Below are 25,301 nucleotides of genomic sequence, written 5' to 3'. Positions count from 1 at the left end.
TTGATAATTAAATTTCAATAAAGGTATAATCAGCAAGCAGGCGCTAAGCTGGCTATTTTCGCTTAGCGCCTGTTCAACAATATTTCTAATTTTCCAACTCTCTCTCGACAGTTGCCAATGCCTCACCGATTACTTGATGCATATCATAATATTTATAGTTAGCTAATCGTCCGCCGAAAATAACATTGGCTTCTTGATCTGCTAAGTTCTGATATAATTTATAAATTTCATTATTTTCATCATCATTAATTGGGTAGTATGGCTCCAGACCTTGCCTCCATTCAATAGGGTATTCCTTTGTAATGATCGTATGCCTTTGTTTGCCGAACTCAAAGTGCTTATGTTCAATAATTCGAGTGAAGGCAGTTTTGTTATCGGTATAGTTAACAACCGCATTACCTTGAAAATTATCTATTTCGTTTAGAATCTCCGTTTCAAACCTTAAACTGCGGTAGTTTAGTACGCCGAATTGATAATCGTAAAATTGATCAATCATTCCAGTAAAGACGATTTTATCTGCACAATTCTCCAACTGATTCCGCTCTTTGAAAAAGTCGGTATTTAATTTCACATCAATCCCGTCAAGTAATTTCTCAAAGATTTGCGTATAACCCCCAATCGGGATTCCTTGGAAGCGGTCATTAAAGTAGTTGTTGTCATATGTGAAACGGACGGGGAGACGTTTAATAATAAAAGCAGGTAATTCACGGGCTGATCGTCCCCATTGTTTTTCTGTGTATCCTTTGATTAATTTCTGGTAAATATCCGTACCAACAAGCGAAATGGCTTGCTCTTCTAAATTACTTGGTTTTGTAATGTGAGCAGCTTCCCTTTGTTGGCGAATTTTTTGTTTTGCTTCTTCAGGGCTCGTTACTCCCCACAATTTATTAAATGTGTTCATATTAAAAGGGAGATTGTAGATCTCACCTTGGTAATTAGCGATTGGCGAATTAGTATATCGATTGAATTCGGCAAATTGGTTAATATAATCCCAAATCCGTTTATTATTGGTATGGAAAATATGGGCACCATATTTATGAACTTGAATCCCATCCACTTCTTCGGTAAAAACGTTCCCACCAATATGGTCGCGTTTATCGATGACTAGGCACTTCTTGCCTCTTTTTTTAGCTTCATAGGCAAAGGTTGCCCCAAATAAACCCGCACCAACAATTAAATAATCATACATAGCTTAGATACTCCTTTTGTACATCCATAAGATATTTCTATTTTTCATATTATTTCACAAGCGAAAATAATTAGCAATGATGTTGAGAAACTTGTGCTATCCTTTTGTTTTATATATAATCATAAAAAAATTATAGTAGAATATAAGAAATAGAAAGCTTATGAGAGTAATTAGGTTAAAAAAAATTACTGTTAGGAGGAGAACGATGATTCGGATTGCAATCGTAGAAGATGAGATTAATTATCAAAAGCAGCTGATAGAGTATCTTCAAAGGTTTGAGAAAGAACGAGATGAAGCCATCCAAATTGAAACCTTTACCGATGGTGATCAATTTGTTGAAAATTATCAGGCACAGTTTGATCTGATTTTAATGGATGTACAAATGCCGTTGATGGATGGTATGTCGGCGGCAGAGGAAATTAGAAAGATAGACTCAGAGGTCGTGATCATCTTTATTACGAATATGCCACAGTTCGCCATTAAAGGTTATGCTGTTGATGCTTTGGACTATATCCTAAAACCAATTTCATACTTCCAGTTTTCAGAACGCTTAAATCGTGCAATTAATCGGATGGAAAGAAGAGAGGCTCAACATGTGACAGTTAAATTGAAAGATGGTGTCATACGGCTAGAGACTTCTGATATTTACTTTATTGAGAGTCAGGGGCATGATCTAATTTTTACGACAAAGAAAGGGAGCTATGTTGCAACGGGAACAATGAAAGACTTAGAAAGTGAATTAGAGAAATTCCATTTCTTTCGTGGGCACCGAGGTTATTTAATCAATTTACAGCATGTCGATGGCACAAATGAAAACGGCGCTATAGTGGGTGGAGCAGAAATCCCAATTAGTCGTTCTAAAAAGAAACCTTTTATGAAGGCGCTTGCCAGTCATTGGGGCGAGGTGATTAAATGATTGACGTTCTCCCTGATATTCCACGAGTATATACTGCGTTAGCCGAGTGGATCGCTTGTATTATTTATATCTCTATCTTGAAAAGGCATCTGAGACGTTCCCATCTTGTCTTGTTCGCTAGTCTCGCTTTAATTGTTCAAATCACCTTTTTGGTTGTAACCGATTATTTATCGCTAGCTTTTTGGATTCCAAGTATGGCGATGGCTGTTATATTAATGTTTATTTTTATCTATAAAAGCACACAATTAAACTTTTTGGATGCGGGTTACTTTACGGTCAAAGCATTTGTTTTGGCAGAGTTAGTCGCTTCTTTTCAATGGCAGTTACATAATTTTTTCTGGAAACAGGGCTTCACAGGTTCTTTACAAGAAATCATTTTATTGATTTTAGTTTATGGAGTTGCATTTTTAGCAGTTTGGCTTTTAGAAAGAAAACATATCCCGGAAGATAGCGTCATGAATGTCAGTCGGCGCGAGTTGTTTTCTGTCATTGTGATTGGGATTGCTGTATTTGGAATTAGTAATCTAAGTTTTGTCACATCAAAGACACCTTTTAGTAGTCAATATGCGCAAGAGATTCTTAATATTCGTACCTTAGTTGATCTAGGTGGATTCACAATCTTGCATGCGTATCATCTTCAATTAACTGATCTAAGAATTAAGCATGAGTTAAGAGCTATGCAATATATTCTGCAAAGTCAATATACACAATATCAACAATCTAAGGAAAGTATCGAGATTATTAATTATAAATATCATGATTTAAAAAATCAGATTATCGCTCTAAAAGCAGAGACAGACTCAGATAAGAGACATGCTTATTTAGAAAAGATGGAAGAAGAAATTAAAGCATACGAAGCTGAACACAAAACAGGCAACCATGTATTGGATACAGTTCTTAAAAGTAAAAGTTTATACTGCATCAAGAATGAGATTACATTAACTTGTGTAGCAGACGGATCACTGTTAAATGGTATGGCTACTGCGGATATTGCTACAATCTTTGGGAATGCGTTAGATAATGCAATCGAATATGAACAAAAGGTTAAAGACAAGGAGAAAAGGCTGATCCATGTATCGGTTTTTTCAAAAAGGAATTTTATTATGATTAGAGTGGAAAATTACTTTGAAGGTGATTTAATAATTGAAGGTGATTTACCTAAAACGACAAAACGAAATACATACCTTCATGGCTATGGACTAAAAAGTATTCAATATACAGTTCAGAAGTATGGTGGTGTGGTTAATGTTAATCAAAATGGGAATTGGTTTGAGTTGGAGATTTTGATGCCAAAGCTGGAAAAAAGGTTTAAATGATTAAAGGAAATCAATGATAATAGCTTAAACTATAATTAGCTATAAAGCATAAAGTTTATTCAAATGAATCATATTTGTGAGAATGAGATGTTCGCTCTCTATATAAATGAAATAGGATACCGAAATTCTGTTTCATTTTTGTTTTTGAAACACCTAGATTACTAATTGTGATCAATCAACGTTTTTTAAATTAGTTGTACCAAGTAAATCAAACCAATATCCGTTACTTGATATTTTTTTATCCTCGTCTGTTGAAAAGGGAATGCAGATCTTTCCTAACAGGCAGAGGATTTTTTAATCAACTTCCAATGACTGTAATAGCATAGATCCATATTATTGAGTCCTTTAAAAGGGCATGAGAAGAAATTAATTACTGTTGAGAGAGACTAAATGCCATTGGTGATGAAAAATAGACAATTCATGAGGAAAGTAAATTGTGGCTTATGGCTATGATATGATGATTTTGCGTAACAATATAAGAAAATGACAAAGGGATCACCAAAAAGAAAGCGTTTCATATTCGTTTTGGTGAAATATACTTACTAATGTTGATGCAAGAGGATCCTAGACATGTGAGAGTATATTCTTTGTCACACTTTTTTTGAAAATGGAGTGAATAAAAAATGCTTGATATTAACTGGGCTGACGTTAAGAATGTTTTTGACCTTACGATCCCTTATCTAATTTCATTTGGAGTTGTATTATTAATTGCAATTGCTGTTATGATTTTTGCCAAAAGATTTTCAACGTCAATGAAATTTATGGTGCGTAGACAGTCTATCGTCGCTATACTTATTGCTTTAGCAATTGTCATTAACTTAATTGCCTTTTACCCATTAAATACAGTGCTTACACTTGCCTCTGGTAGAGGAACGATAAGTGAAGCTTCGTCTGAAAGAGCTGAACAGTTAGGTGAAAGGATTGCGGAAGAAGGTATTGTTTTATTAGAAAATGATCAAGACTTGCTTCCTTTAGCGAATGGCTCACAAATTAATGTATTCGGTTGGGCTTCAACCAATCCAATTTATGGAGGAACAGGTTCAGGATCGCTGTCGGATACACATCATACAATCAGTTTGATTGAAGGATTGAGCAATGCAGGATTTGTAGTAAATGATGAGCTTATCGACTTTTATACTACTTACAGGGATGAACGACCAGTTCTTGGGTTGCTTGAGCAGGATTGGACTTTGCCAGAACCCCCTGTTAATGACTATTCCGATGAATTACTGGAGAATGCGGAAGAGTTCTCTGACACTGCAGTTATTGTAATTAGCCGTAGTGGTGGGGAAGGTGCTGATCTTCCAACTAATCTATCAGATGTAACTTATAACAATAACTCAGATAATTATAACGATTTTGAAGAAGGAGCTCATTATCTTGAGTTACATGAAACAGAACGACAAATGATCGATATGGTTACTTCCACTTTTGATAATGTTGTTCTCATTTATAACGGTTCAAATGTTTTTGAGTTGGAGTTTGTGGAAGATTACGATCAAATTAAGAGTGTTCTTTGGGTGCCAGCAGCTGGACAAACTGGTTTTAATGCACTGGGTGAAATATTGAGTGGAGCAATTAATCCTTCGGGAAAAACAGCTGATATATTCCCCCGCGACTTAACAGCAATTCCAGCGTATAATAATTTTGGTGATTTTGAGTATACAAACATGGATGAATACAAAATTGATCATTATATCCCAGGCGTAGGCGGGGTCCCTACTTTTGTAAACTATGTAGAGGGGATCTATGTTGGCTATCGTTTCTATGAAACGGCTGCAGCTGAAGGCTTAATTGATTACGATGAACACGTTTTGTATCCATTCGGTTACGGTCTAAGCTATACTTCATTTGATCACGAAATAAGTGATTGGAGTGAATCGGATGATGGCACAATAAGTGTGGATGTTACAGTAACCAACACGGGAGATACAAAAGGAAAAGATGTTGTTGAGCTATACTTTACCCCGCCTTACATTAATGGTGGAATAGAAAAGTCAGATGTTAACTTGGTAGCTTTCGAGAAAACTAAGACATTGGAAGCAGGAGAATCCCAAACTCTTACGCTTTCCTTTACCAAAGAGGATTTAGCTTCATATGATTCAGAGAATGAAGAAGCCTATGTTCTGGATGCGGGAGATTATATCTTATCTATTCGCTCTGACTCACATACTGTATTGGATGAAGTTAGTTTCTCTCTAGACGAAACAATTGTTTATAATCAACGTTCATCAGATAATATTCCAGCTACAAATCAGTTTGATTTTGCTGAAGGAGATGTAACATACCTTTCACGTGAGAATGGATTTGAGAATTACGAAGAGGCAACAAAAGCTCCTGAAAATTTTGAAATGTCCGAAGAAAATTTAGCTTTATTTAGAAATGAATTGAATTTTGATGCAACAGAATTCTTTGATGAATCGGCTGAAATGCCAATTACAGGTGCAAAAAACGGTGTGGATTTGGTAGACATGCGTGGTCTTGATTATGATGACCAAGCTTGGGAGACCTTATTAGATCAACTATTGATTGATGATATGGTTAATCTAATTGCATACGGTGGTTACCAAACCTCCGCGGCAAAATCTGTTGGAAAAATAGCAACCATTGACTTAGATGGACCAGCTTCTATCAATAATAACTTTACGGGCGTTGGATCTGTTGGATTCCCAAGTGCAGTTATGATGGCGAATACTTGGAATGTAGAATTAGCTCATGCATTTGGTAATAGTATTGGTGAAATGGCAGTGGAAATGGGCGTTTCTGGATGGTATGCGCCAGCTATGAATATTCACCGAACAGCATTTGCTGGTCGTAACTTCGAGTATTACTCAGAGGATGGGATATTATCTGGTGAGATGGCAGCTCATGCAGTAAAAGGAGCGGCAGACCATGGTGTATATTCCTACCTAAAACATTTTGCTATGAATGATCAAGAAACGAACAGACTTAGGATGTTAGCTACATGGTCGAACGAGCAAGCTATTCGGGAAATATATTTAAAACCATTCGAAGTAGCTGTAAAAGACGGTGGTGCACAGGCGATCATGTCTGCCTTTAACTATATTGGACCAGTATGGGCCGGGGCATCATCACCACTCTTAAACACTGTATTACGCGAAGAGTGGGGTTTCCAGGGCATGGTTCTAACGGATTACTTCGGTGGCTACGGTTATATGGATGCTAATTGGATGGTGCCAAATGGTGGTGATATCGCCCTAGCTACTTATGATGTTGGAGTGAACATGATGGAAAATACAGATAATCCATCTGTAGTTAAAGATATGCGACAAGCATCTAAAAATATTCTTTACACGACTGTAAACAGTAATGCATACAGTGCGGAGTCTTTAAATGCTGGTATGCCATCATGGCAAATTGTCACAATAACAATTGATATCGTTATTTTTGGAGCAATTATCTTACTTGAGGTACTTATATTCAGAAAATACTCGAAGCTAAAAAATAATTTAGCGACGGCTCAAAGTAAATCTTCATCTAAATAAAACATGAGAATTTTTATGACTGTTTGATAGTCGATAAAAGAATATGACAGCCGTGGTGAATTTACGGCTGTCTTCTTTTGAAAAATATAAAAACAAACGTTGGATAGTCATTTGAATAATATGCAATCTGAAATACATCTGGATTTTTTTGTATGAGGAACGATTCATGTGAAAAAGTGTACTCTTCATGAGATGACCGGATTTACTAAATATTTAGGTGTTAAAATTTCATCGTACCGTTGACTATAATGATTTGGATGGTATGTCAGAATAAAAATAATGGTGATATCTATAAGATACTCCCTATATTAAAAATGAGGTATGAGCGAAATGAAGTATAAAGATTTAATCAATAAAATGACGCTAGCAGAAAAAGTATCCTTAATGTCGGGAAAAGATTTCTGGCAAACCGAGAATATCGATCGTTTGGGGATCCCCAACATGTTCCTTGCGGATGGTCCGCATGGTGTTCGTAAGCAAGCAGCAGCTGCCGATCATTTAGGACTTAATCCAAGTATTCCTGCAACCTGTTTTCCGACGGCAGCAACCGTTGCAAATAGTTGGGATGTTGATTTAATTAATAAAATGGGACAGCGTCTAGGAAGTGAAGCGGTATCGGAAAAAGTTAATGTTTTGCTTGGACCTGGTATTAATATAAAACGTAATCCATTAGCAGGGCGAAATTTTGAATATTTTAGTGAGGATCCATATTTAACTGGGAAATTAGCCGCCAGCTTGATTCAAGGGATTCAGTCAAATGGAATCGCGGCATCGGTTAAACACTTTGCTGTTAACAATCAAGAGGAAAGAAGAATGGTAATCGATACGATTGTTGATGAGCGAACACTGAGGGAAGTTTACTTGACGGGCTTTGAAATAGCTATCAAGGAAGGTAAAACTAAAACAGTCATGTCCTCATATAACCAATTGAATGGTACCTACACGAATGAAAATCCCCATTTGATGAATCAAATCCTCCGTAATGAATGGGACTACGATGGTGTTGTTGTTACGGATTGGGGTGGTAATAATGATCGCGTAGCTGCCCTTAAAGCTGGTAATGAATTAGAAATGCCGACGACAAACGGCGAGACTGACAAAGATATTTATCGAGCAATTCAAAATGGTGAGTTAAAAGAAGAAGTATTAGATGAAGCAGTTGATCGCTTGTTAGAGTTAATTATGACAACGACGTCTGCACTAAAAGATTCAAACAGTGATGTTGATCAGAATGAACATCATTTACTTGCCCAGAAAATAGCTGAAGAATCAATTGTTCTACTAAAAAATGAAGCTAATATTCTACCATTAAATAATCAAACTAAAGTTGCAGTAGTGGGTGATTTTGCGAAAGACCCTCGTTATCAAGGGGCGGGTTCATCAATTGTCAATCCAACTACTCTGGAAAACACATTAGACGCTTTAGCGAAGTCAGGTTTAAATAGTATTGGCTATGAGCCCGGCTTTAATCGATATGGTAAGAAAAGCAAGGGAAAAGCAGCTAAAGCATGTAAGCTTGCTGAAAATGCTGACGTGGTTCTCTTATATCTTGGTCTTGATGAAGTAACAGAGGCTGAAGGCTTGGACCGAGAAGATCTTAAGATTCCGCAAAATCAAATCGATCTTTTAAATGCCATTTACGAAGTGAATCAAAATATTGTTGTTGTTCTTTCTAGTGGTGCTGTGGTAGAGATGCCTTGGATTAATAAAGTTAAGGGCCTGGTACATGGGTACTTAAGTGGTCAGGCGGGAGCAAAGGCAATTCTCCGTGTCTTAACTGGGGAAGTAAATCCATCTGGTAAACTAGCTGAAACCTACCCAATACATTATGAAGATACGCCTTCTTATCATCAATTCCCAGGAAAAGAAGTCAGTGTTGAGTATAGAGAAGGTTTATTTATTGGTTATCGCTATTATGATACAGCGGATGTGGATGTTAGATTTCCATTTGGATATGGTTTAAGTTATACAACATTTAAATATTCAAATCTCCATGTTGATCAGAAAGGTGCTACATTTACCATTACTAATACTGGTAATGTTTCAGGGATGGAAGTTGCCCAACTATATGTAGGTTGTCAATCTAAAGCCATATTCAGACCGAAAAAAGAATTGAAAGGTTTTACAAAAGTTCACTTAAATCCAGGCGAATCTAAGACAGTAACCATCCCATTTGATGATAAAACATTTCGCTACTTTAATGTAAAAACAAATCAGTGGGAAGTTGAAGAAGCAGATTATGAAATGATGATTGGTGCATCGAGTGCAGATATTCAATTAAGTAGTACCTTATTTGTTGAAGGTACAGGAGCGCCACTTCCATATGATCAAAAAAGATTATCAAGTTATTATTCAGGTCAAGTAAGCAAGATTGGGTTAGAAGAATTCGAGGCCTTATTAGATAGAAAGGTACCGGAGGCTAAATGGGATCGGACGAAGCCACTCGGCTACAACGACACGATTGCGCAGTGTCAATATGCGAAAGGGAAGTTTGCTAGATTTGCCTATCAAATGATTAAGTTCTCCCATTGGTTTTTAAGAAAGATTGGAAAACGGTCAACAGCCAATCTAATCATGATGTCTGTCTATCATATGCCATTTAGAGGCATGGCAAGAATGACTGGTGGCATTATGAATATGCCAATGGTCGATGGTGTCTTAATGATTGTAAATGGGCATTTCTTTAAAGGATTGAAGCACGTTTTAAAAGAAAGAAAAAAGATGATAAAGGCTACTAAAGAAAGTAATTAACCCACTTGTTAGCTTGCGAAGGAGGAAAAAATGAACGGCGAAACTCGTAAAACGACTGTTCCAAAATTAAAGTTTTGGGCTAATTTTAAAGAAAAACATCCTAATATTGCACAATTTCTAGTGTTCTTTCTATTAAGTAATGGTGTAACAGTGCTACAACTTGTTTTGATGCCTTTTTTAAGAAGTTTATTTGATCAAACATCATTAGTGAATATTAATTTTCAAATTATGCAAATCGGTAAAAATTTTGATGGGAGTTCATATTTTGTATTTGACTATGGTGCTGGTCCTTTATCTGCTGGGGGCGGTGGGGGACTTGCTTATTTCCTTGCTGTTCAAATTGCAATTGGGATTGCCCAAATTATTAACTTTTTTGCACAAAGAAATATTACCTTTAAATCGAACACTAACATTTGGAAGGCAGCAATGTGGTATGTGATTGCTTATTTTGTTATTACAATCGGAGCGGCAGCAGCCCAAGGATTCTATAAAGCACCGATCTATGATCTGTTTATGAATACATGGGGCATGGGTTCATTCGGAGAAACAATGGCAGATATGATTACAATGATTATTAACAGTGCAATTTCATTCTGGGTATTCTACCCAATTTTTAAAGTGATTTTCAAACAGGAACCTGACAAACAAGCAATTTAAGGGTAATTTGTTGGGGAAAATGCAGGTCAGTTGTCTATCCATATTTTCACGCTTGAGATTAATTTTAATCAGGGATGTCCATGATGAACAAACAGGATTTTAATCCACTTTTACCTAATTATGAGTATCTTCCTGATGATGAATCTTATGGTTGCTTTAATGGTAAGTTACTTTGAAAAGTGGGTTATACCTGCTGGCCTCCTACGATTATTTAACACCCGATGGAGGGAAGAACTCCCACTTGTAAAGTTTCATTTTATGACCGATAATCTAAGAGAAAATAGTGTTTTCTTTCAAGTAATGGTTTAGATTAAATAGATGGTGTACACTTTTATTTTTTGGTCGATATATTTTAAGGAGTCCGATAAACATAGTAAAGGTGGTGAAGAGATGAAGTTATTATCAGTCGTTATTCCTTGTTACAATTCACAAGATTATATGAGAAATTGTATTGAATCGCTCTTGTTGGACAGAGAGGATATCGAGTTAATTATTGTTAATGATGGTTCTGTTGATCGAACCGCAGAAATAGCTGATCATTATGCAATTAAGCACCCCAGCAAAATTAAGGCTATCCATCAACCGAATGGTGGTCATGGTGAGGCAATCAATACAGGGTTAGAACATGCGACAGGATTATATTTTAAAGTCGTCGATAGTGATGATTGGGTAGATACTCGTGCCTATTTGAAAATCTTAGATACACTTAATGAATTGATTGATCGGGGGAAATTTATTGATCTGTTAATTAGTAACTTTGTCTATGAAAAAGAGGGTGCAAAATATAAAAAGGTCATGAAATATACAAGTATTATCCCCCAAGACACGATTTTCGCTTGGGAAGACACCAAACCTTTCCGAAAAGGTCAATACTTGATGATGCACTCACTGATTTATAGAACTCAATTATTGAGAGAGCTTCGATTGAGTCTTCCTAGTCATACTTTCTATGTTGACAATCTTTACGTTTATCAACCCTTAACTCGTGTTGAAAGTATGTATTATTTGAACGTCGATTTTTATCGGTATTTTATTGGTAGGGACGATCAATCCGTTAATGAAAAAGTAATGATTAGTAGAATTGATCAACAATTAAAAGTGAATAAGATGATGATTGATTATATAGATTTAGAGACGATTCAAAATGAAAGATTACAAAATTACTTATTCCATCAGTTAGAAATCGTTACAACCATTTCTTCTATTCTGCTGATTCGCTCACGTGAAAAGGAGAATTTGAAGAAGAAAAAAGAACTCTTGGCATATATCAAGGAAAGAGATAAAAAGCTATATCGCAAATTAAGATATGGATTTTTAGGTCAACTGACCAACTTACCTAGTTGGATTGGTCGACGGGTTTCTGTAGGTGCCTATAAAATATCGAGAAGAATCTTTGGTTTTAATTAGAAATATAATTGAGAATAGTGAGAATACCATCTCGGTGTTCTCACTATTTTAAACTAAAGATAGTATTTTACATAAATTCTAATATAGATTCACTGACTGTAAGTCCACAGTTGAGTGAAGATTTATTTTATTCCGTATAATTTGATTTAGACTACATTTTCTACATATGATCCTTTATCACCTCATTTTAGCAGATTACTAACAGGCAACCTGCTGGTCTATGCTCAATAATTTCATTTTATGCTCGGAAGCAGGTGCTCTATGCTCGATAATTTCATTTTATGCTCGGAACCTGACTCTATGCTCGGAAATCCCATTTTATGCTCGGAAGCTGGGTCTATGCTCGGAAATCTCATTTTATGCTCGCACCCTAAGCTTCTATATTCGGCATTGAATATATTTTGATAAAAGATTTCAATTACATTACAAAAGTTCTTCTTTGATCGACTGATCACATTTGTGTGGTAAACTTAAGTTATTAAAGATTGATTAACTGTATGCTCTCATTTTAATCATACAAATGGAATGATTGGAATTATGGGAGGGCTTTAGCTTAACAGTTAGTAAGAGCCAATTCGTTTATCTAATATTTATTAGGGGATGGGTAAAATCTCCTCTAAGTGTGGGTTCGCCTTAATAAGTAAAATTTATCTTGGGAGGGATATTATGAAGCTTTGGTTGAAAAAGTTATTTGTTATAACAGTGACGATTATGACGCTAGGTTTTTATGTCCCTCCGATTGACTTAGATATACATGCGGAAGCAAATCATAATGGAACGGAATCAGAGAAGAAGGCGTTTGATAAAACAGAAGCTTATCTATATGAGTCGCCTGTTTATCTAGAAGAGCTGAATTCCCAACCTGTTGCGGTACTTGATCCAACTGAGGAATTGATTGAACAAGTAAAAGATCGAACAATTGAAAAACTTGGGCCTAGAATTTTAACACAGCTGGATAGTGAAGTAACAGCAGAAGTTTTGCCAAATATTGAGTTAATTGTTAAGGATTTAATTGCAATGAATGATTCAGATGATAGCTTCAATTTATCTGTTATTGCAGATAATACTTCAGCTTATGGTGAAAAAATATTTGATATTTATGATGAACAAGCAGATCAAATTATTGCTAAATTTCATGTTAGAAGAGAAAAACGTCCGCTTGAAGGATATTGGTTTAATTTTCATTATCATTTAGCGGAAGACCAATTCGAGACGCATTATATGATTGCTGATCTCTATTGGAGTAAAGATACGCCACCAAGATGGATGAGTTAAAACTAGATTGAGCCTTAAGCTCAATCTAGTTTTTTTGATTCCTTAATATAGGAAATTAAGGAAGGGAATTAAATTTGAGCGTCTTTCATGTTTGATATTCAAATATAAGGGAAAAGTAAAATGAGTTAAAAATTCAAATAGAAAGGATTGAAAATATGTCTAGGGAAGTACGCGTTTATCTCCATAATGAAGATGAAGCTGAGCAACTCCGGACGAAATTAAGTAAATATAAGACAAATCAAATGATGATCGATTTTTTAAAAGATGATAATGGTGTTCAGTTAGTTGTACCATATATACCAATTGAAACGGGTGGAGAGAATGTTTCCAATTCAGGTATAGGGGTGCAACGTGCGGTTGGCTTTCAGGAAATTGACAAAGAGGATAAAAATCAAAGAAGGACAGTCTTATCATTTGAAATATCAGAGGACGATTTTAATCAAGCATTACTTGAAATCCAAGAGTTGGATGGTCATGTAGATCGTGCTGTTTTTGAATAAATAGGCAAACACTCAGTGGGGCAATTGAATCATTGAGTGTTTGTTTTTTTAAAAAATATGCTAAAAACGCTTGACTAACATGTATATACAAGTTAAAATGAAAGCGTAATCAATAACTTGTATATACATGTTTAGATTAAGATGATAAATCTTATGAAAGAGAGGGAGAAAAATGGCAAAGTACACAGATTCGGCAAAAGAACTTTTAGACCTTATTGGAGGTAGGGAGAATATTTCCGTTGTTACCCATTGTGCGACAAGAATGCGGTTTGTTTTAAATGATCCTGAAAAAGCAGATGCTAAAAAGATTGAAGAATTAGATATTGTTAAAGGTTCCTTTACTAATGCTGGACAGTTTCAAATCATTATAGGTAATGAAGTTGCTACATTTTATAATGAATTTACTAAAATTGCTGGTGTAGGTGATACATCAAAAGAAGAGGCGAAAGTTGCTGCCAAGAAAAATATGAACTTTTTACAGCGTCTTATTTCAAATTTAGCAGAAATATTTACACCAATTATTCCAGCCTTGGTTGTTGGGGGATTGATTTTAGGTTTTCGAAGTATAATTGGTGATATTGCTGAATTTGGGCCAAATGGGAATCAAACACTCACAGACTTATCTCAGTTTTGGCAAGGGACTTATGACTTTCTTTGGTTAATAGGTGAAGCGATTTTTCACTTTTTACCTGTGGGGATTGTTTGGTCAATTACACGTAAAATGGGGACAAATCAGATTCTCGGAATTGTCCTTGGATTAACTCTTGTTTCTCCTCAATTACTCAATGCGTATAATGTTGCGGAAGCAGCTGAGATTCCGTTTTGGGATTTCGGTTTTGCAACAATTGATATGATTGGCTACCAAGCACAAGTTATTCCGGCAATTCTTGCGGGATTTGTGTTAGCCTACTTGGAACTTGGATTAAGGAAGGTTATACCGAGTGTTATTTCAATGATCTTTGTTCCACTTTTAGCTCTCGTACCAGCTGTTTTGATTGCTCATGTTGTTTTAGGTCCGGTTGGTTGGGTGATTGGTGATTGGATTTCTGAAGGTGTTTATGCAGGTTTAACCTCATCATTTGGATGGCTATTCGCTTCTGTCTTTGGTTTTGCCTATGCACCCCTCGTTATCACACGTCTACATCACATGACGAATGCGATTGATTTACAGTTGATGGGTCAGTTTGATGGAACGAATTTATGGCCAATGATTGCACTATCGAATATTGCTCAGGGGTCTGCAGTTATCGCAATGATTATATTAAATCGTAAAGATAAAGTAGAAAAACAGGTTTCGATTCCAGCGGCTATTTCTTGTTATCTAGGGGTAACTGAGCCAGCTATGTTTGGGATAAACTTAAAATACGGTTTTCCATTTTTGGCAGCCATGATCGGTTCATCAATTGCAAGCGTTATTTCAGTTGGATCTGGTGTCATGGCGTATTCAATTGGTGTAGGTGGTATTCCTGGATTCTTGTCAATTCAGGCTGGGGACTGGTTAATGTTCTTTGTAGCCATGGCTGTTGCTATCGTAGTTCCGATTGTTTTAACAATGGTCTTTGCTAAGACTAAGTTTGGAAAGAATGCTTATGAACGATTGGGTAAAGATCAGTAATGAATGATCATGACTATTTTGATTTTTCATTAACTGACTGCAAAATAATTAAGATTAAAATTTGAAGAAGCAAAAGAACGCTAGATAGGGGCTTAATGATTGATAACGTCCTAATTAGTTTTTCTAGCAAAAGTCCTTATCGTAGTTTAACTGTCAGTATGACTCCCGCTTGAAGTATTCGAAGGAAACAAAGCATTATAAGTGGGAGGTCAACTGACGGCCTGATTGGTTTAGGGGCCTTTGAGTCGTACCCTTGTGGTAGTAACAAATGTTTCCGCTGGGACGAGTAACCGCAGTCCCAGTCCCAGTCCCAGCCCTGTTCAGCGGAGGATGGTGGGAGGCAGACTGATCCTATTAGGTCCTGTAGCCCAACCCCTACTGATTGAAGGTTCACTTTATTAGAAGGAGAGGCATATTTGGAAGAAGGGATATAGTGAGGAAGTCTGTCTTCCTTAAGCTAACCTCAAATCATCGTAGCAATCAGGGGGAACAATCCCACGCTGAAGGCAGATTTATTTTTAAAAAATCAACTTTTATCATAAGTCCTTTAAATGGGTTAAATGGAGGCTGATCTTAAGTAAAATTCAAATTTAGATAAAAATATTTTGGGGGATGATCATGTGACGCAAGCTTGGTGGAAAAAGTCGGTTGTCTATCAAATTTATCCGAAAAGTTTTAATGATACAACACACTCAGGAATGGGTGATATCAATGGTATAATTGAAAAGTTAGATTACTTTACAAAACTTGGAGTCGACGTTCTTTGGTTAACTCCGATTTATGATTCACCTCAGAACGACAACGGCTATGATATTAGGGACTATTATCAAATTTTTGAGCCGTACGGAACCATGGCTGATTTTGAGCGATTGCTAGAGGAGGCCCATAATCGTCAACTTAAAATTATCATTGATATTGTTGTTAATCACACGTCGACAGAACACGAATGGTTTAAGCAGTCTGGACTCAGTAAAGATAATCGATACCGTAATTTTTATATTTGGAAAGATGGGAAAAATAATCGAGAGCCAACAAACTGGCAATCGAAATTTGGGGGAAGTGCATGGCAGTATGACGAGAGAACAGATCAATATTATTTACATTTATTCGATACTAGCCAAGCCGATTTAAATTGGGAAAATGAAGCAGTACGCGATGCAGTTTATCAAATGATGAATTTTTGGATCGATAAAGGTGTCGATGGTTTCCGTTTAGATGTCATTAATCTCATCTCAAAGGACCAAACATTTATTGATGATGATGGGAGTGTATTTCCTGGTGATGGACGGAAATTTTATACGGATGGTCCCAAAATCCATCAATATTTACACGAGATGAATCAACAAGTTTTTAAAGGCAAAAACTTATTAACGGTAGGCGAAATGTCATCAACTTCTATTGATGCCTGTATAAACTATACAAAACCTGAACGTGAAGAGCTAGATATGACTTTTAACTTTCACCATCTTAAAGTTGATTATCCAAATGGCGAAAAGTGGGCGATTGCACCATTTGATTTTCAAAAACTTAAAGCTATTTTATCAGACTGGCAAGTTGGTATGCATAGAGGTGGGGGATGGAATGCTTTATTTTGGTGTAACCACGATCAACCTCGTGTAGTTTCTCGTTTCGGTGATGATCTGCATTATCACAGGGAATCAGCCAAAATGTTGGCGACAACAATCCATATGATGCAGGGAACGCCTTATATTTATCAAGGTGAGGAATTTGGGATGACAAATCCTAACTTTGATTCAATAGATCAATATCGAGATGTGGAATCGAAAAACCTTTATCATCTAATGCAAGAAAAAGGAGTCGATTCAGAAACAATATTAGCGATCTTACGTGAGAAATCACGTGATAATTCACGTACACCGATGCAATGGAATGATCAAAAGAATGCTGGATTTACAGAGGGAACCCCGTGGATTGATATAGCTAGCAACTATCAAACGATTAATGCTGAACAAGCGTTAGAAGACGAGGATTCAATTTTTTATCACTATCAGAAATTAATCCAACTTCGGAAGGAATATGATATTATAACAACAGGTGATTATCAATTAATTTTACCCGATGATGAGGCGATTTTCGCCTATATTAGGGCAAATAAAAATGAACAGCTTGTTGTATTAAATAATTTTTATTCTAAATCGGTCGATTATGATCTTTCAAAGATGATCGATGAAAAACTAAACAAAACTGAAGTGCTGATTAGTAATTATCCTGATCAATTGGGTGATGTATTTAAGGGGGAATTACGACCTTATGAATCTGTTGTTTATCACAGGTTAGCTGATGATAAGACACGAGGTTAAGTATCATAAAGGAATAAATCTTCTAAATGAAGACCAACGGCTCGAAAAAGCCCGAATTGTTCATCTAATCTTCAGTAAGGAAAAGCTTCTCAGACTGGAAATTTGCCTTTTCATTTAAGTGAAGCGGAAACCATATGGACAAGGAGGACTTTAATGAAACGAAAATATGATTTGATTTATCAAGAATTAGTAGAAAGGATCGAACACGATGAATGGGAGGTAGGTCAATTACTTCCGTCAGAAAATGAATTAAAAGATCAATATCAAACATCGCGGGAAACCATTCGAAAAGCCTTAAATCTTCTATCCCAGAATGGTTATATTCAAAAAATCAGGGGAAAAGGCTCTGTAATTATTGAGCGTAATAAATTCAATTTTCCAGTCTCAGGGTTAGTCAGTTTTAAAGAAATAGCTGATAAGATTGATCAAGATGTAAAAACAAGTGTTCATGATCTAAGTTTAGTTAACCCTGATCAATTTCTGCAAACACATTTACGGGTGGAACAAGATGAGAAAGTATGGCGTGTGATCCGAACGAGAGAATTCTCTGGAGAACGTGTGATTTTAGATAAAGACTTTTTAATCGAAAATAGGGTTTCAGGTTTAACAATTGATATTTGCCAAGATTCTATCTATGCTTATATAGAGAATCAACTTAATTTAACGATCAGTTTTGCGAAAAAGGAAATTACTGTTGAAGAACCAACAGAAGAGGATTATCAACTACTAGATCTCGAGGGGTTTAACAACATTGTTGTGATTAAGAATTATGTGTATTTAGACGATGCAACATTATTTCAATATACGGAGTCAAGGCATCGCCCCGATCGTTTTCGTTTTGTTGATTTTGCCCGCCGCCACCATTAGAACAAGCACAGCCTAATAGGGTTGTGCTTGTTTTTCTAAGATACTTATAAGACATAAAAGTAAACACTAATGAAATGGGCTAGTGATCCAGCTAAAATAAATAGATGAAAGATTTCATGGAAGCCTAGGTATTTGCTCTCTAACCATTTTGGCTTAACAGCATAAATAACCCCGCCAATCGTATAGATGATTCCACCAAGAACTAACCAAATAACACCTTCCATTGCCAAATTAGCAGAAAGGGGTGCAATTGCAAAGATGATTAACCACCCCATGATAATATAAAGTAACGTTGATAACCAGCGCGGGCTATGAAACCAAATCATTTTAAATAAGACCCCGCTGATCGCAGTTAACCAAATAATGATCAGTAAGCTCCAGCCAAGTGTTCCTCGTAATGTAATGATACAGTAAGGAGTATAGGTCCCAGCAATCAATACATAGATCATCGAGTGATCCAACTTTCTTAACCAAGCAATAACATGGTCAGATGCGATGACCATATGATAAGTAGCCGATGTAGCATAGAGTAAAATCATACTGACTCCGAAAATAATTAATGAAAGAATCTCACTAGTTAATGTTAGGGTTTGTGCGCCTTTAATCACCATAAATAACAGGCCGACAAAGGCAAAAACCGCACCTGCTAAATGAGTAAATCCATTGATTGGTTCTCTAATATAACGATTCATCATATCTCCCCTTACCTAATGTAGTTCTCAAAACTATGTAATAAAATAATACTACACATTAGATGTATCGTCAACATTTACCTATTTAAAAATATAAGTTATAATTAAAGAAACTAAAAAAAACGAGGTAATTACCGTGAAACAAATAGAAGAGCTTCTAGCATCACTCGATTTAGATAACATGATTGTTCGAGAAGATATCCCGAAGATTGATCTCTATATGGATCAAGTGACACAATTATTTGAAGCAACTTATCGATCAGGTAAAAGGAACGAACAAGAGAAGATCTTAACAAAAACAATGATTAATAATTATGCGAAAGATGATTTATTATTTCCAATCAAAAATAAAAAGTATACTAAAGAACACATCATGTTTATTCAATTCATCTATCAACTAAAGGGAACCCTTTCAATCAATGATACACGTACGGTATTGAAAAGGTTAAATGATTTAGTAGAAGAAGAGACGGTAGATTTAGATGAAGTTTATGATCAATATGTTGCATTAATGAATAAACAGGTAGAAGATTTTACGGATGCTCTAACACCATTATATGACGAGGCTGATCAGGCGACGGCTATCGTTGATCACCAGGATTCGGACTACATTAGACAATTGTTTCTAATATTCGCATTGGTTCATCATAGTAATATGTATCGTAAGTTAGCCGAACGGTTGACAGATCAATTGATTGGAACTGAGGAAAAAAGTGATCGTGAAAAAAACTAGACAGATTCTGTCTAGTTTTACTTTCATTAGATAAAGAACCAAGGAAGAACAGCTAATGTTCCTATTGCACCAAGGGCAATACCTAAACCAAACCCAGGTTCATAACCGTAGAAATTTTGATTATAATAACCAGCTCCAAAACCACCAGATCGGTTAGGTAAAGGATCTAAATAGACATGGGTTGGTGTAACCTGACGGATAATTCCACGGTGCTCCTGCCCATCTATGGTTTTAATACAGACAGGTTTACCAATATTATCGCAACACATTTTATAATACCTAGACATAGGAGAGCTCCTTTCTAAATTAATATGAATGAGTTAAATCGTATTTAATCATCATGCTAAATACTTTTAAGCACTCATATTACAATATGTCTAATTACAAAATCTGTGGAGGATAATCGCTGAGGTTCTGTGATATTTATAGTTCAATATCTCGCAAAAGAATATCTGTTGGTTGATAAAGCAGATTAGTTAGATTTGTTTGATGTTTGGTATACCACTTCTTAACAATTAGAAACCCAACGAGATAACCAGTTAGCTCTGGAATATGGCTATTACCATACATAATATAGTGATGAAGTGGATGATTAATTGACAGAGTGAGATTAGGCTCGATCCACTTAGACCAAAGTCTGCTTACAGTTTCTTTGCGATCATCGAAGTTAGGAAGTAATGTGTGACCGAATTTTTCCTCAGTGATCACTGTTGCAATTCCCTCTAAAACAATTGTATCTTTTAGCTTAAGCCCTTCACTGTTTTTATGAAGGTGATTTAAGCGAACGGTATGGCTGTATTCATGAGCAAGTATTGCAGCCAATGCTTGTTTACTTGTTTGTGCGTCAATAAAGAGAAAGATTTTGTTAGCGATATTTAATCCAGAAACACCATTAAAATATTCGATTAGTTTTTTATTGCTGAGGTCAGCGGGCAGAATGAAAATATCACTATCGGGTCCATTCCATTCTGTTTTTAATTGATTGAATTGATCATCTATAAATGACCATACTGTTGACTTAAGCAAATCTTCAATCTGTTGATTAGTTACCTTTTCGGGATGAAAGAGTCCATGACTCAATAATAAGGTGTGGAGATCCGGTTGATTTTGATCAGAAAAATACTCAGCAATTGGTTGAATAATCATATTGTTCTGCGTCTCTAACGTAAAAGTGCCCTTGTTTAAAAATCTTCTTAATAAGATACTCGTATTTATAATTGTCATATTAATCAGCCTTAACAGTCTCTTTTTGACATAGGAATAGGTAGCCTATTATTTGATTTTGCAATTTTTCAATCAAATGAAAATGATGGCCTAAAAAGTCAAAGTAAATTGGATCAATCTTCATATCCATATCTAGATCAACTCTACCCTCACTTGTAGCTGGTAACGGCATCCGATCAATAATAGTAAATCCCGCTTTATGAATAGCTCCTTCCCATTCTGATTTAGTTAAGATTGATTGTGTACCATAAAATTGATTGATTTCAGTGCGATCCTCCGATGCCAACTGTTCTTTTGCCGTAATTTCAATTAAACAGAGAATTCCCTGCTTCCGAAGAACACGGGAGTACTCTTTAAGCCCAATCGCTATATCAGCAAAGGAAGTGACTGATTCTGATAAAAGGCAATCAATTGTATCAGATTGAAAAGGGAGCTTAGTTAAATCAGCTAAAAAAAGGTCAATTTTTCTGTTTGTTTTTAGCCTTTGTTTTGCTTTTTCAATCATCATCTTGTGATTGTCAATACCGAATAATTGGCTACTTGTTGTTTCTGCTAGATAGGCTAAAGTTTTACCAGTGCCACAGCCAACGTCTAAAATGATATCGTGGGGATAGGCTTGAATAAGATCCCATGCCCTCTTAGTTGCTGAGAATCCACCTGGATGTGCGCTACCAATATTAAATTCTGCTAACATAGTTGTATAATTAAAGTCCATACTCATTCTCCTAATTTGACCTTTCACCCCACCTTGACTCGTTAGATACTACTTACTAATAAATTGAGGAAGACAAAGAATAGCCAGTGAGGATATTGGTCTGTAAAGTTTCGTCCATTCAATTAATAAAACTTCTTGTAATGCTAACCACCTAACGTGATTGTTTTTTCTATCAAGCAAATAGGAATCGCTTCCCTATCTGTGAGGATAAAGAGCCCTCATTGAGTGAAGATTCACTTTATGTTCATATCATATGCTAACTTTTCTTTTTCGGGATAAGATTTACCTTTCCTTAATTTTGTAGTAGGATATTAGATAATTCAAAATAATCTGGTTACTATTTAAGTTGAATAAAATATATACCATTATGCTCAATTACTCACGAAAAAAATAATTCAGTGATGATTATCGAAAGATAAGTCCAAAATTAGATAAAATAGTGCTATAATACGAATGATTATAAAAATAAATCATATAATGTACGACTTTAAAGATGGGAGATAATCAAATGAAAACAGATTTGGCGATTGCGAAGGAAACAAAGATGAAACAGATCCAGTCTATTATTGAAGAATTGGATATCCTTGAAAGTGAATGGGAACCGCACGGAAAATATAAGGCGAAACTTTCCTTGAGCATTTTAGATCGGTTAGCTAATAAACCTGATGGGAACCTGATCCTGGTTACTTCAATTAATCCGACACCTGCGGGAGAGGGGAAGTCGACTGTAACTGTTGGGCTTGGCCAAGCTTTACAACAAATGGGCAAGAAGGCTGCTGTTGCCTTACGCGAACCTTCGTTAGGCCCGGTAATGGGACTAAAGGGTGGAGCCACTGGCGGAGGCTATTCACAGGTTCTTCCAATGGAGGAGATTAATTTACACTTCACTGGCGATATACACGCAATTACAGCTACGAATAATGCTTTAGCGGCATTAATTGATAATCATATCTTTCAAGGCAATTCAGCACAAATAGATACCCGTCGGATTACCTGGAAGCGCGTTGTTGACTTAAATGACCGGGCCCTTCGTGAGGTTATCGTTGGCCTTGGTGGTGTTAAACAAGGGGTTCCACGAGAAGATGGATTTAACATTACTGTTGCTTCAGAAATCATGGCCATTCTATGCTTAGCGAAAGATTACCAAGATTTAAAACAAAGACTGGCGAAAATTGTGATTGGTTATCGAACAGATGGTAGCCCTGTTACGGTTTCTGAGTTAGGTGTTGAAGGTGTTTTAGCTATGTTATTGAAAGACGCTATTTTGCCTAATCTTGTTCAGACGATAGAAGGGGTCCCAGCTTTTATTCATGGGGGGCCGTTTGCTAATATTGCCCATGGGTGTAATAGTTTACTGGCTACAAAAATGGCTAGTAAGCTGGCTGATTATGTGGTTACAGAAGCAGGTTTTGGTGCAGATCTTGGAGCGGAAAAGTTCTTAAATATAAAAGCAAGAATAGGTCAATTAGATCCAAAGGCTGTAGTTATTGTTGCAACGACTCGGGCTTTGAAAATGCACGGTGGTCTTGATAAATCTGAACTAACAATAGAAAATATCCCAGCCTTAATCGCAGGATTGGCTAACCTAGAAAAACATATTGAAACAATAAAAGCATTTAAATTACCTTTTGTTGTTGCCTTAAATCACTTTACCACAGATACAGCTGAAGAAATAAAAGCAATTGAGGATTGGTGTGCAGAGAGAGGGATTGAATTAGCACTAACAACTGTTTGGGCAGAGGGTGGACAAGGTGGAATAGAGTTAGCGAAAAAAGTGATCAAGTGTATTGAACAAGATTCATCAGACTATCAACCACTTTATCCTCTGGATATTGACCTTAAAAGTAAAATTGAGACAATTGCTAAAAAGGTATATGGAGCAAAAGATGTTAAATATTCAGCATTAGCAGACCAACAGATTAAAGAATTCACTAAGCATGGCTGGTCTAACCTACCAATATGTATGGCAAAGACACAATATTCACTTTCTGATCAATCAGAGTTGATTGGCCGTCCAAGTGACTTCACCATTACAATCCGAGAACTTAGACCATCAATCGGTGCGGGTTTTATTGTTGCTTTAACCGGTGAAATGCTAACAATGCCTGGCCTACCAAAGAAGCCAGCAGCTTTAAATATGGATATTAATGCTAGAGGAGAAATAAGTGGGCTATTCTAATCGGACCTAGGTTTACGTTATTTTATAAAAAATCTGTACGTATAAGTAACGAAAAACAATGTGATAACTATTGCTTATATGTACATTTTTGCTATAATAAACGTAAACAGAGGAAAGGAAGAGATTGATGAAAATTGTTAACATACCCACGATTGAGTTAAATGTAGAAAAGAATACTAGCCCTGTTCTCCCAAAAGAGGTTGAGGTTGAATTAAGTAATGGGCTAAAAGCTAAATATCCCGTTGAGTGGGAAAATGAAAATGTTATCAATGAAAATGATACCGAAATTAAAGGTAAGTTAAGAGTAACGACTTATCCAAAGCCGTTTATTGAACAAAGAGCTGATCCTTATTTATATAAACATACGGATGGATACTATTATTTCACAGGTTCTTACCCATTATATGATCGCATTGTTTTGAGACGAGCTAAAACAATTGCAGAATTACCAGAAGCTGAAGAAGTTGTTATCTGGGAGCGTCATGAAAGTGGCATTATGTCTGAACATATTTGGGCACCAGAATTACATTATATTGATGGTAAATGGTATGTACATTTTGCGGCAGGAGAAAGAGATGACGTTTGGGCAATTCGACCATATGTTATAGAATGTGCTGATCCTAATCCATTGACAGGTACATGGGTAGAAAAAGGCCAAGTGAATACAGAGTTCCAAAGTTTTTCACTAGATGCAACGACTTTTGAAAATAATGGCAAAAGATATTTAGTGTGGGCACAAAAAGTAGAAAATGATACGATTTCTAATTTATACATTGGTGAGATGGAGAATCCATGGACAATAAAGAATCAAGTCTTACTTTCCACCCCTGAATATGAGTGGGAAAATAGTGTGTTCTATGTAAATGAAGGTGCAGCAGTCATTAAGCGAAACGGCAAAGTATTTATTGCTTTTTCCGGAAATGCTACAGATCATACCTATGCTGTTGGTTATCTCTCAGCTGATCAAGATGCAGATTTGCTTGACCCTTCTGTTTGGTACAAAACACCGGAACCAGTTTTTGTTACAAGCGAGGAAACAAAAGAATATGGACCGGGTCACAATAGTTTTAGTGTTGATGAGGATGGTTATGACCTACTTGTTTACCATGCACGTCCATATAAAAAGGTCGAGGGAAATTCACTTTATGATCATAACCGACACGCACGTATTCAACGTTTGTTTTGGAATGAAGATGGGACACCATTCTTTGGAGTTCCAGGTGACCAAGTCGAACCAACTGATCAACCTGTAGTTGCTAAAATAAATTATATTTAACTGATTGAACACTGTGTTATTGTTGACACGGTGTTCATTTTTTTTATGTTCTTTGAAAACCCCTGGCTATGCCGGGGGTTCCATAGAGCTTCTAGCGTGGGGTCAAAAAAGCCTCTCTTCATGGTAAGATAAGGTTGGTTTCCCGACCACCAAATCTCACGA

19 protein-coding genes are annotated in these 25,301 nt (G+C 36.2%); 14 read left to right on the top strand and 5 right to left on the bottom strand.

The features are described from left to right. Positions 1–85: 85 nt before the first annotated feature. Positions 86–1,189 (bottom strand): UDP-galactopyranose mutase, encoded by a 1,104-nt coding sequence (glf, locus tag KQI76_RS01000; RefSeq protein WP_216398440.1) that lies wholly within the window; start codon positions 1,187–1,189, stop codon positions 86–88. A 205-nt stretch (positions 1,190–1,394) separates the two neighbouring features. Here glf and KQI76_RS00995 point away from each other — a divergent pair, with 205 nt between their 5' ends. The 11 genes from KQI76_RS00995 (at position 1,395) to treR (ending at position 18,320) form a co-directional block, all read left to right on the top strand. After that, entirely contained in the window at positions 1,395–2,105 is a 711-nt protein-coding gene (locus KQI76_RS00995) for a LytR/AlgR family response regulator transcription factor (protein ID WP_216398439.1), read from the top strand. A 17-nt stretch (positions 2,106–2,122) separates the two neighbouring features. Then, the gene (locus tag KQI76_RS00990) at positions 2,123–3,421 is read left to right on the top strand and encodes a GHKL domain-containing protein (RefSeq protein ID WP_371817635.1); all 1,299 of its coding nucleotides are present in this window, start codon (positions 2,123–2,125) and stop codon (positions 3,419–3,421) included. Positions 3,422–4,044: 623 nt separating this feature from the next. After that, a complete protein-coding gene (locus KQI76_RS00985; RefSeq protein ID WP_216398437.1) occupies positions 4,045–6,927 on the top strand; it encodes a glycoside hydrolase family 3 N-terminal domain-containing protein in 2,883 nt (960 codons plus the stop codon). Between the two features lie 330 nt (positions 6,928–7,257). After that, positions 7,258–9,678, top strand: coding sequence for a beta-glucosidase family protein (locus tag KQI76_RS00980; RefSeq protein WP_216398436.1), 2,421 nt, complete (start codon positions 7,258–7,260; stop codon positions 9,676–9,678). Between the two features lie 30 nt (positions 9,679–9,708). Further along, positions 9,709–10,335 carry a hypothetical protein gene (locus tag KQI76_RS00975; protein ID WP_216398435.1) on the top strand — a complete coding sequence of 209 codons (627 nt, stop codon included), beginning with the start codon at positions 9,709–9,711 and terminating at the stop codon, positions 10,333–10,335. A gap of 390 nt (positions 10,336–10,725) precedes the next feature. After that, positions 10,726–11,742: a glycosyltransferase family 2 protein gene (locus KQI76_RS00970; RefSeq protein ID WP_216398434.1), complete on the top strand. Its 1,017-nt coding sequence runs from the start codon at positions 10,726–10,728 to the stop codon at positions 11,740–11,742. Positions 11,743–12,408: 666 nt separating this feature from the next. Continuing rightward, positions 12,409–13,017 (top strand): YpjP family protein, encoded by a 609-nt coding sequence (locus tag KQI76_RS00965; RefSeq protein WP_216398433.1) that lies wholly within the window; start codon positions 12,409–12,411, stop codon positions 13,015–13,017. 155 nt (positions 13,018–13,172) lie between these two features. Further along, positions 13,173–13,517: a hypothetical protein gene (locus KQI76_RS00960; protein WP_216398432.1), complete on the top strand. Its 345-nt coding sequence runs from the start codon at positions 13,173–13,175 to the stop codon at positions 13,515–13,517. Between the two features lie 172 nt (positions 13,518–13,689). Continuing rightward, complete coding sequence (gene treP, locus KQI76_RS00955; protein WP_216398431.1) at positions 13,690–15,132, top strand: PTS system trehalose-specific EIIBC component; 1,443 nt, start codon at positions 13,690–13,692, stop codon at positions 15,130–15,132. 620 nt (positions 15,133–15,752) lie between these two features. Beyond that, on the top strand, positions 15,753–17,453 hold the full coding sequence (gene treC / locus KQI76_RS00950; RefSeq protein WP_216398430.1) for an alpha,alpha-phosphotrehalase: 1,701 nt from the start codon (positions 15,753–15,755) through the stop codon (positions 17,451–17,453). 153 nt (positions 17,454–17,606) lie between these two features. Next, positions 17,607–18,320, top strand: coding sequence for a trehalose operon repressor (gene treR, locus KQI76_RS00945; RefSeq protein ID WP_216398429.1), 714 nt, complete (start codon positions 17,607–17,609; stop codon positions 18,318–18,320). A 44-nt stretch (positions 18,321–18,364) separates the two neighbouring features. Here treR and trhA read toward each other — a convergent pair whose 3' ends face one another. Next, complete coding sequence (trhA, locus tag KQI76_RS00940) at positions 18,365–19,012, bottom strand: PAQR family membrane homeostasis protein TrhA (protein ID WP_216398428.1); 648 nt, start codon at positions 19,010–19,012, stop codon at positions 18,365–18,367. Positions 19,013–19,148: 136 nt separating this feature from the next. Here trhA and KQI76_RS00935 point away from each other — a divergent pair, with 136 nt between their 5' ends. Continuing rightward, a complete protein-coding gene (locus KQI76_RS00935) occupies positions 19,149–19,745 on the top strand; it encodes a DUF1836 domain-containing protein (protein ID WP_216398427.1) in 597 nt (198 codons plus the stop codon). A gap of 26 nt (positions 19,746–19,771) precedes the next feature. Here the strand turns inward: KQI76_RS00935 and KQI76_RS00930 are convergent, their stop codons facing one another. The 3 genes from KQI76_RS00930 to KQI76_RS00920 all read right to left on the bottom strand — a co-directional run bounded on the left by KQI76_RS00930 (position 19,772) and on the right by KQI76_RS00920 (position 21,684). After that, positions 19,772–20,032: a hypothetical protein gene (locus KQI76_RS00930; RefSeq protein ID WP_216398426.1), complete on the bottom strand. Its 261-nt coding sequence runs from the start codon at positions 20,030–20,032 to the stop codon at positions 19,772–19,774. A 136-nt stretch (positions 20,033–20,168) separates the two neighbouring features. Further along, the gene (locus tag KQI76_RS00925) at positions 20,169–20,891 is read right to left on the bottom strand and encodes a DUF2268 domain-containing putative Zn-dependent protease (RefSeq protein WP_216398425.1); all 723 of its coding nucleotides are present in this window, start codon (positions 20,889–20,891) and stop codon (positions 20,169–20,171) included. Positions 20,892–20,970: 79 nt separating this feature from the next. Then, complete coding sequence (locus KQI76_RS00920) at positions 20,971–21,684, bottom strand: class I SAM-dependent methyltransferase (protein ID WP_216398424.1); 714 nt, start codon at positions 21,682–21,684, stop codon at positions 20,971–20,973. Between the two features lie 508 nt (positions 21,685–22,192). On the opposite strand from KQI76_RS00920, the gene KQI76_RS00915 reads away from it, so the two are divergent. Continuing rightward, on the top strand, positions 22,193–23,863 hold the full coding sequence (locus KQI76_RS00915) for a formate--tetrahydrofolate ligase (protein WP_216398423.1): 1,671 nt from the start codon (positions 22,193–22,195) through the stop codon (positions 23,861–23,863). Between the two features lie 127 nt (positions 23,864–23,990). After that, a complete protein-coding gene (locus KQI76_RS00910) occupies positions 23,991–25,139 on the top strand; it encodes a family 43 glycosylhydrolase (protein WP_216398422.1) in 1,149 nt (382 codons plus the stop codon). Positions 25,140–25,301 lie beyond the last annotated feature (162 nt).

Source organism: Amphibacillus sp. MSJ-3 (assembly GCF_018919165.1).
Lineage (GTDB): Bacteria > Bacillota > Bacilli > Bacillales > Amphibacillaceae > Amphibacillus.
The sequence above is the reverse complement of the archived record's forward strand: the minus strand, read 5'-3'. Positions and strand labels throughout refer to the sequence as shown.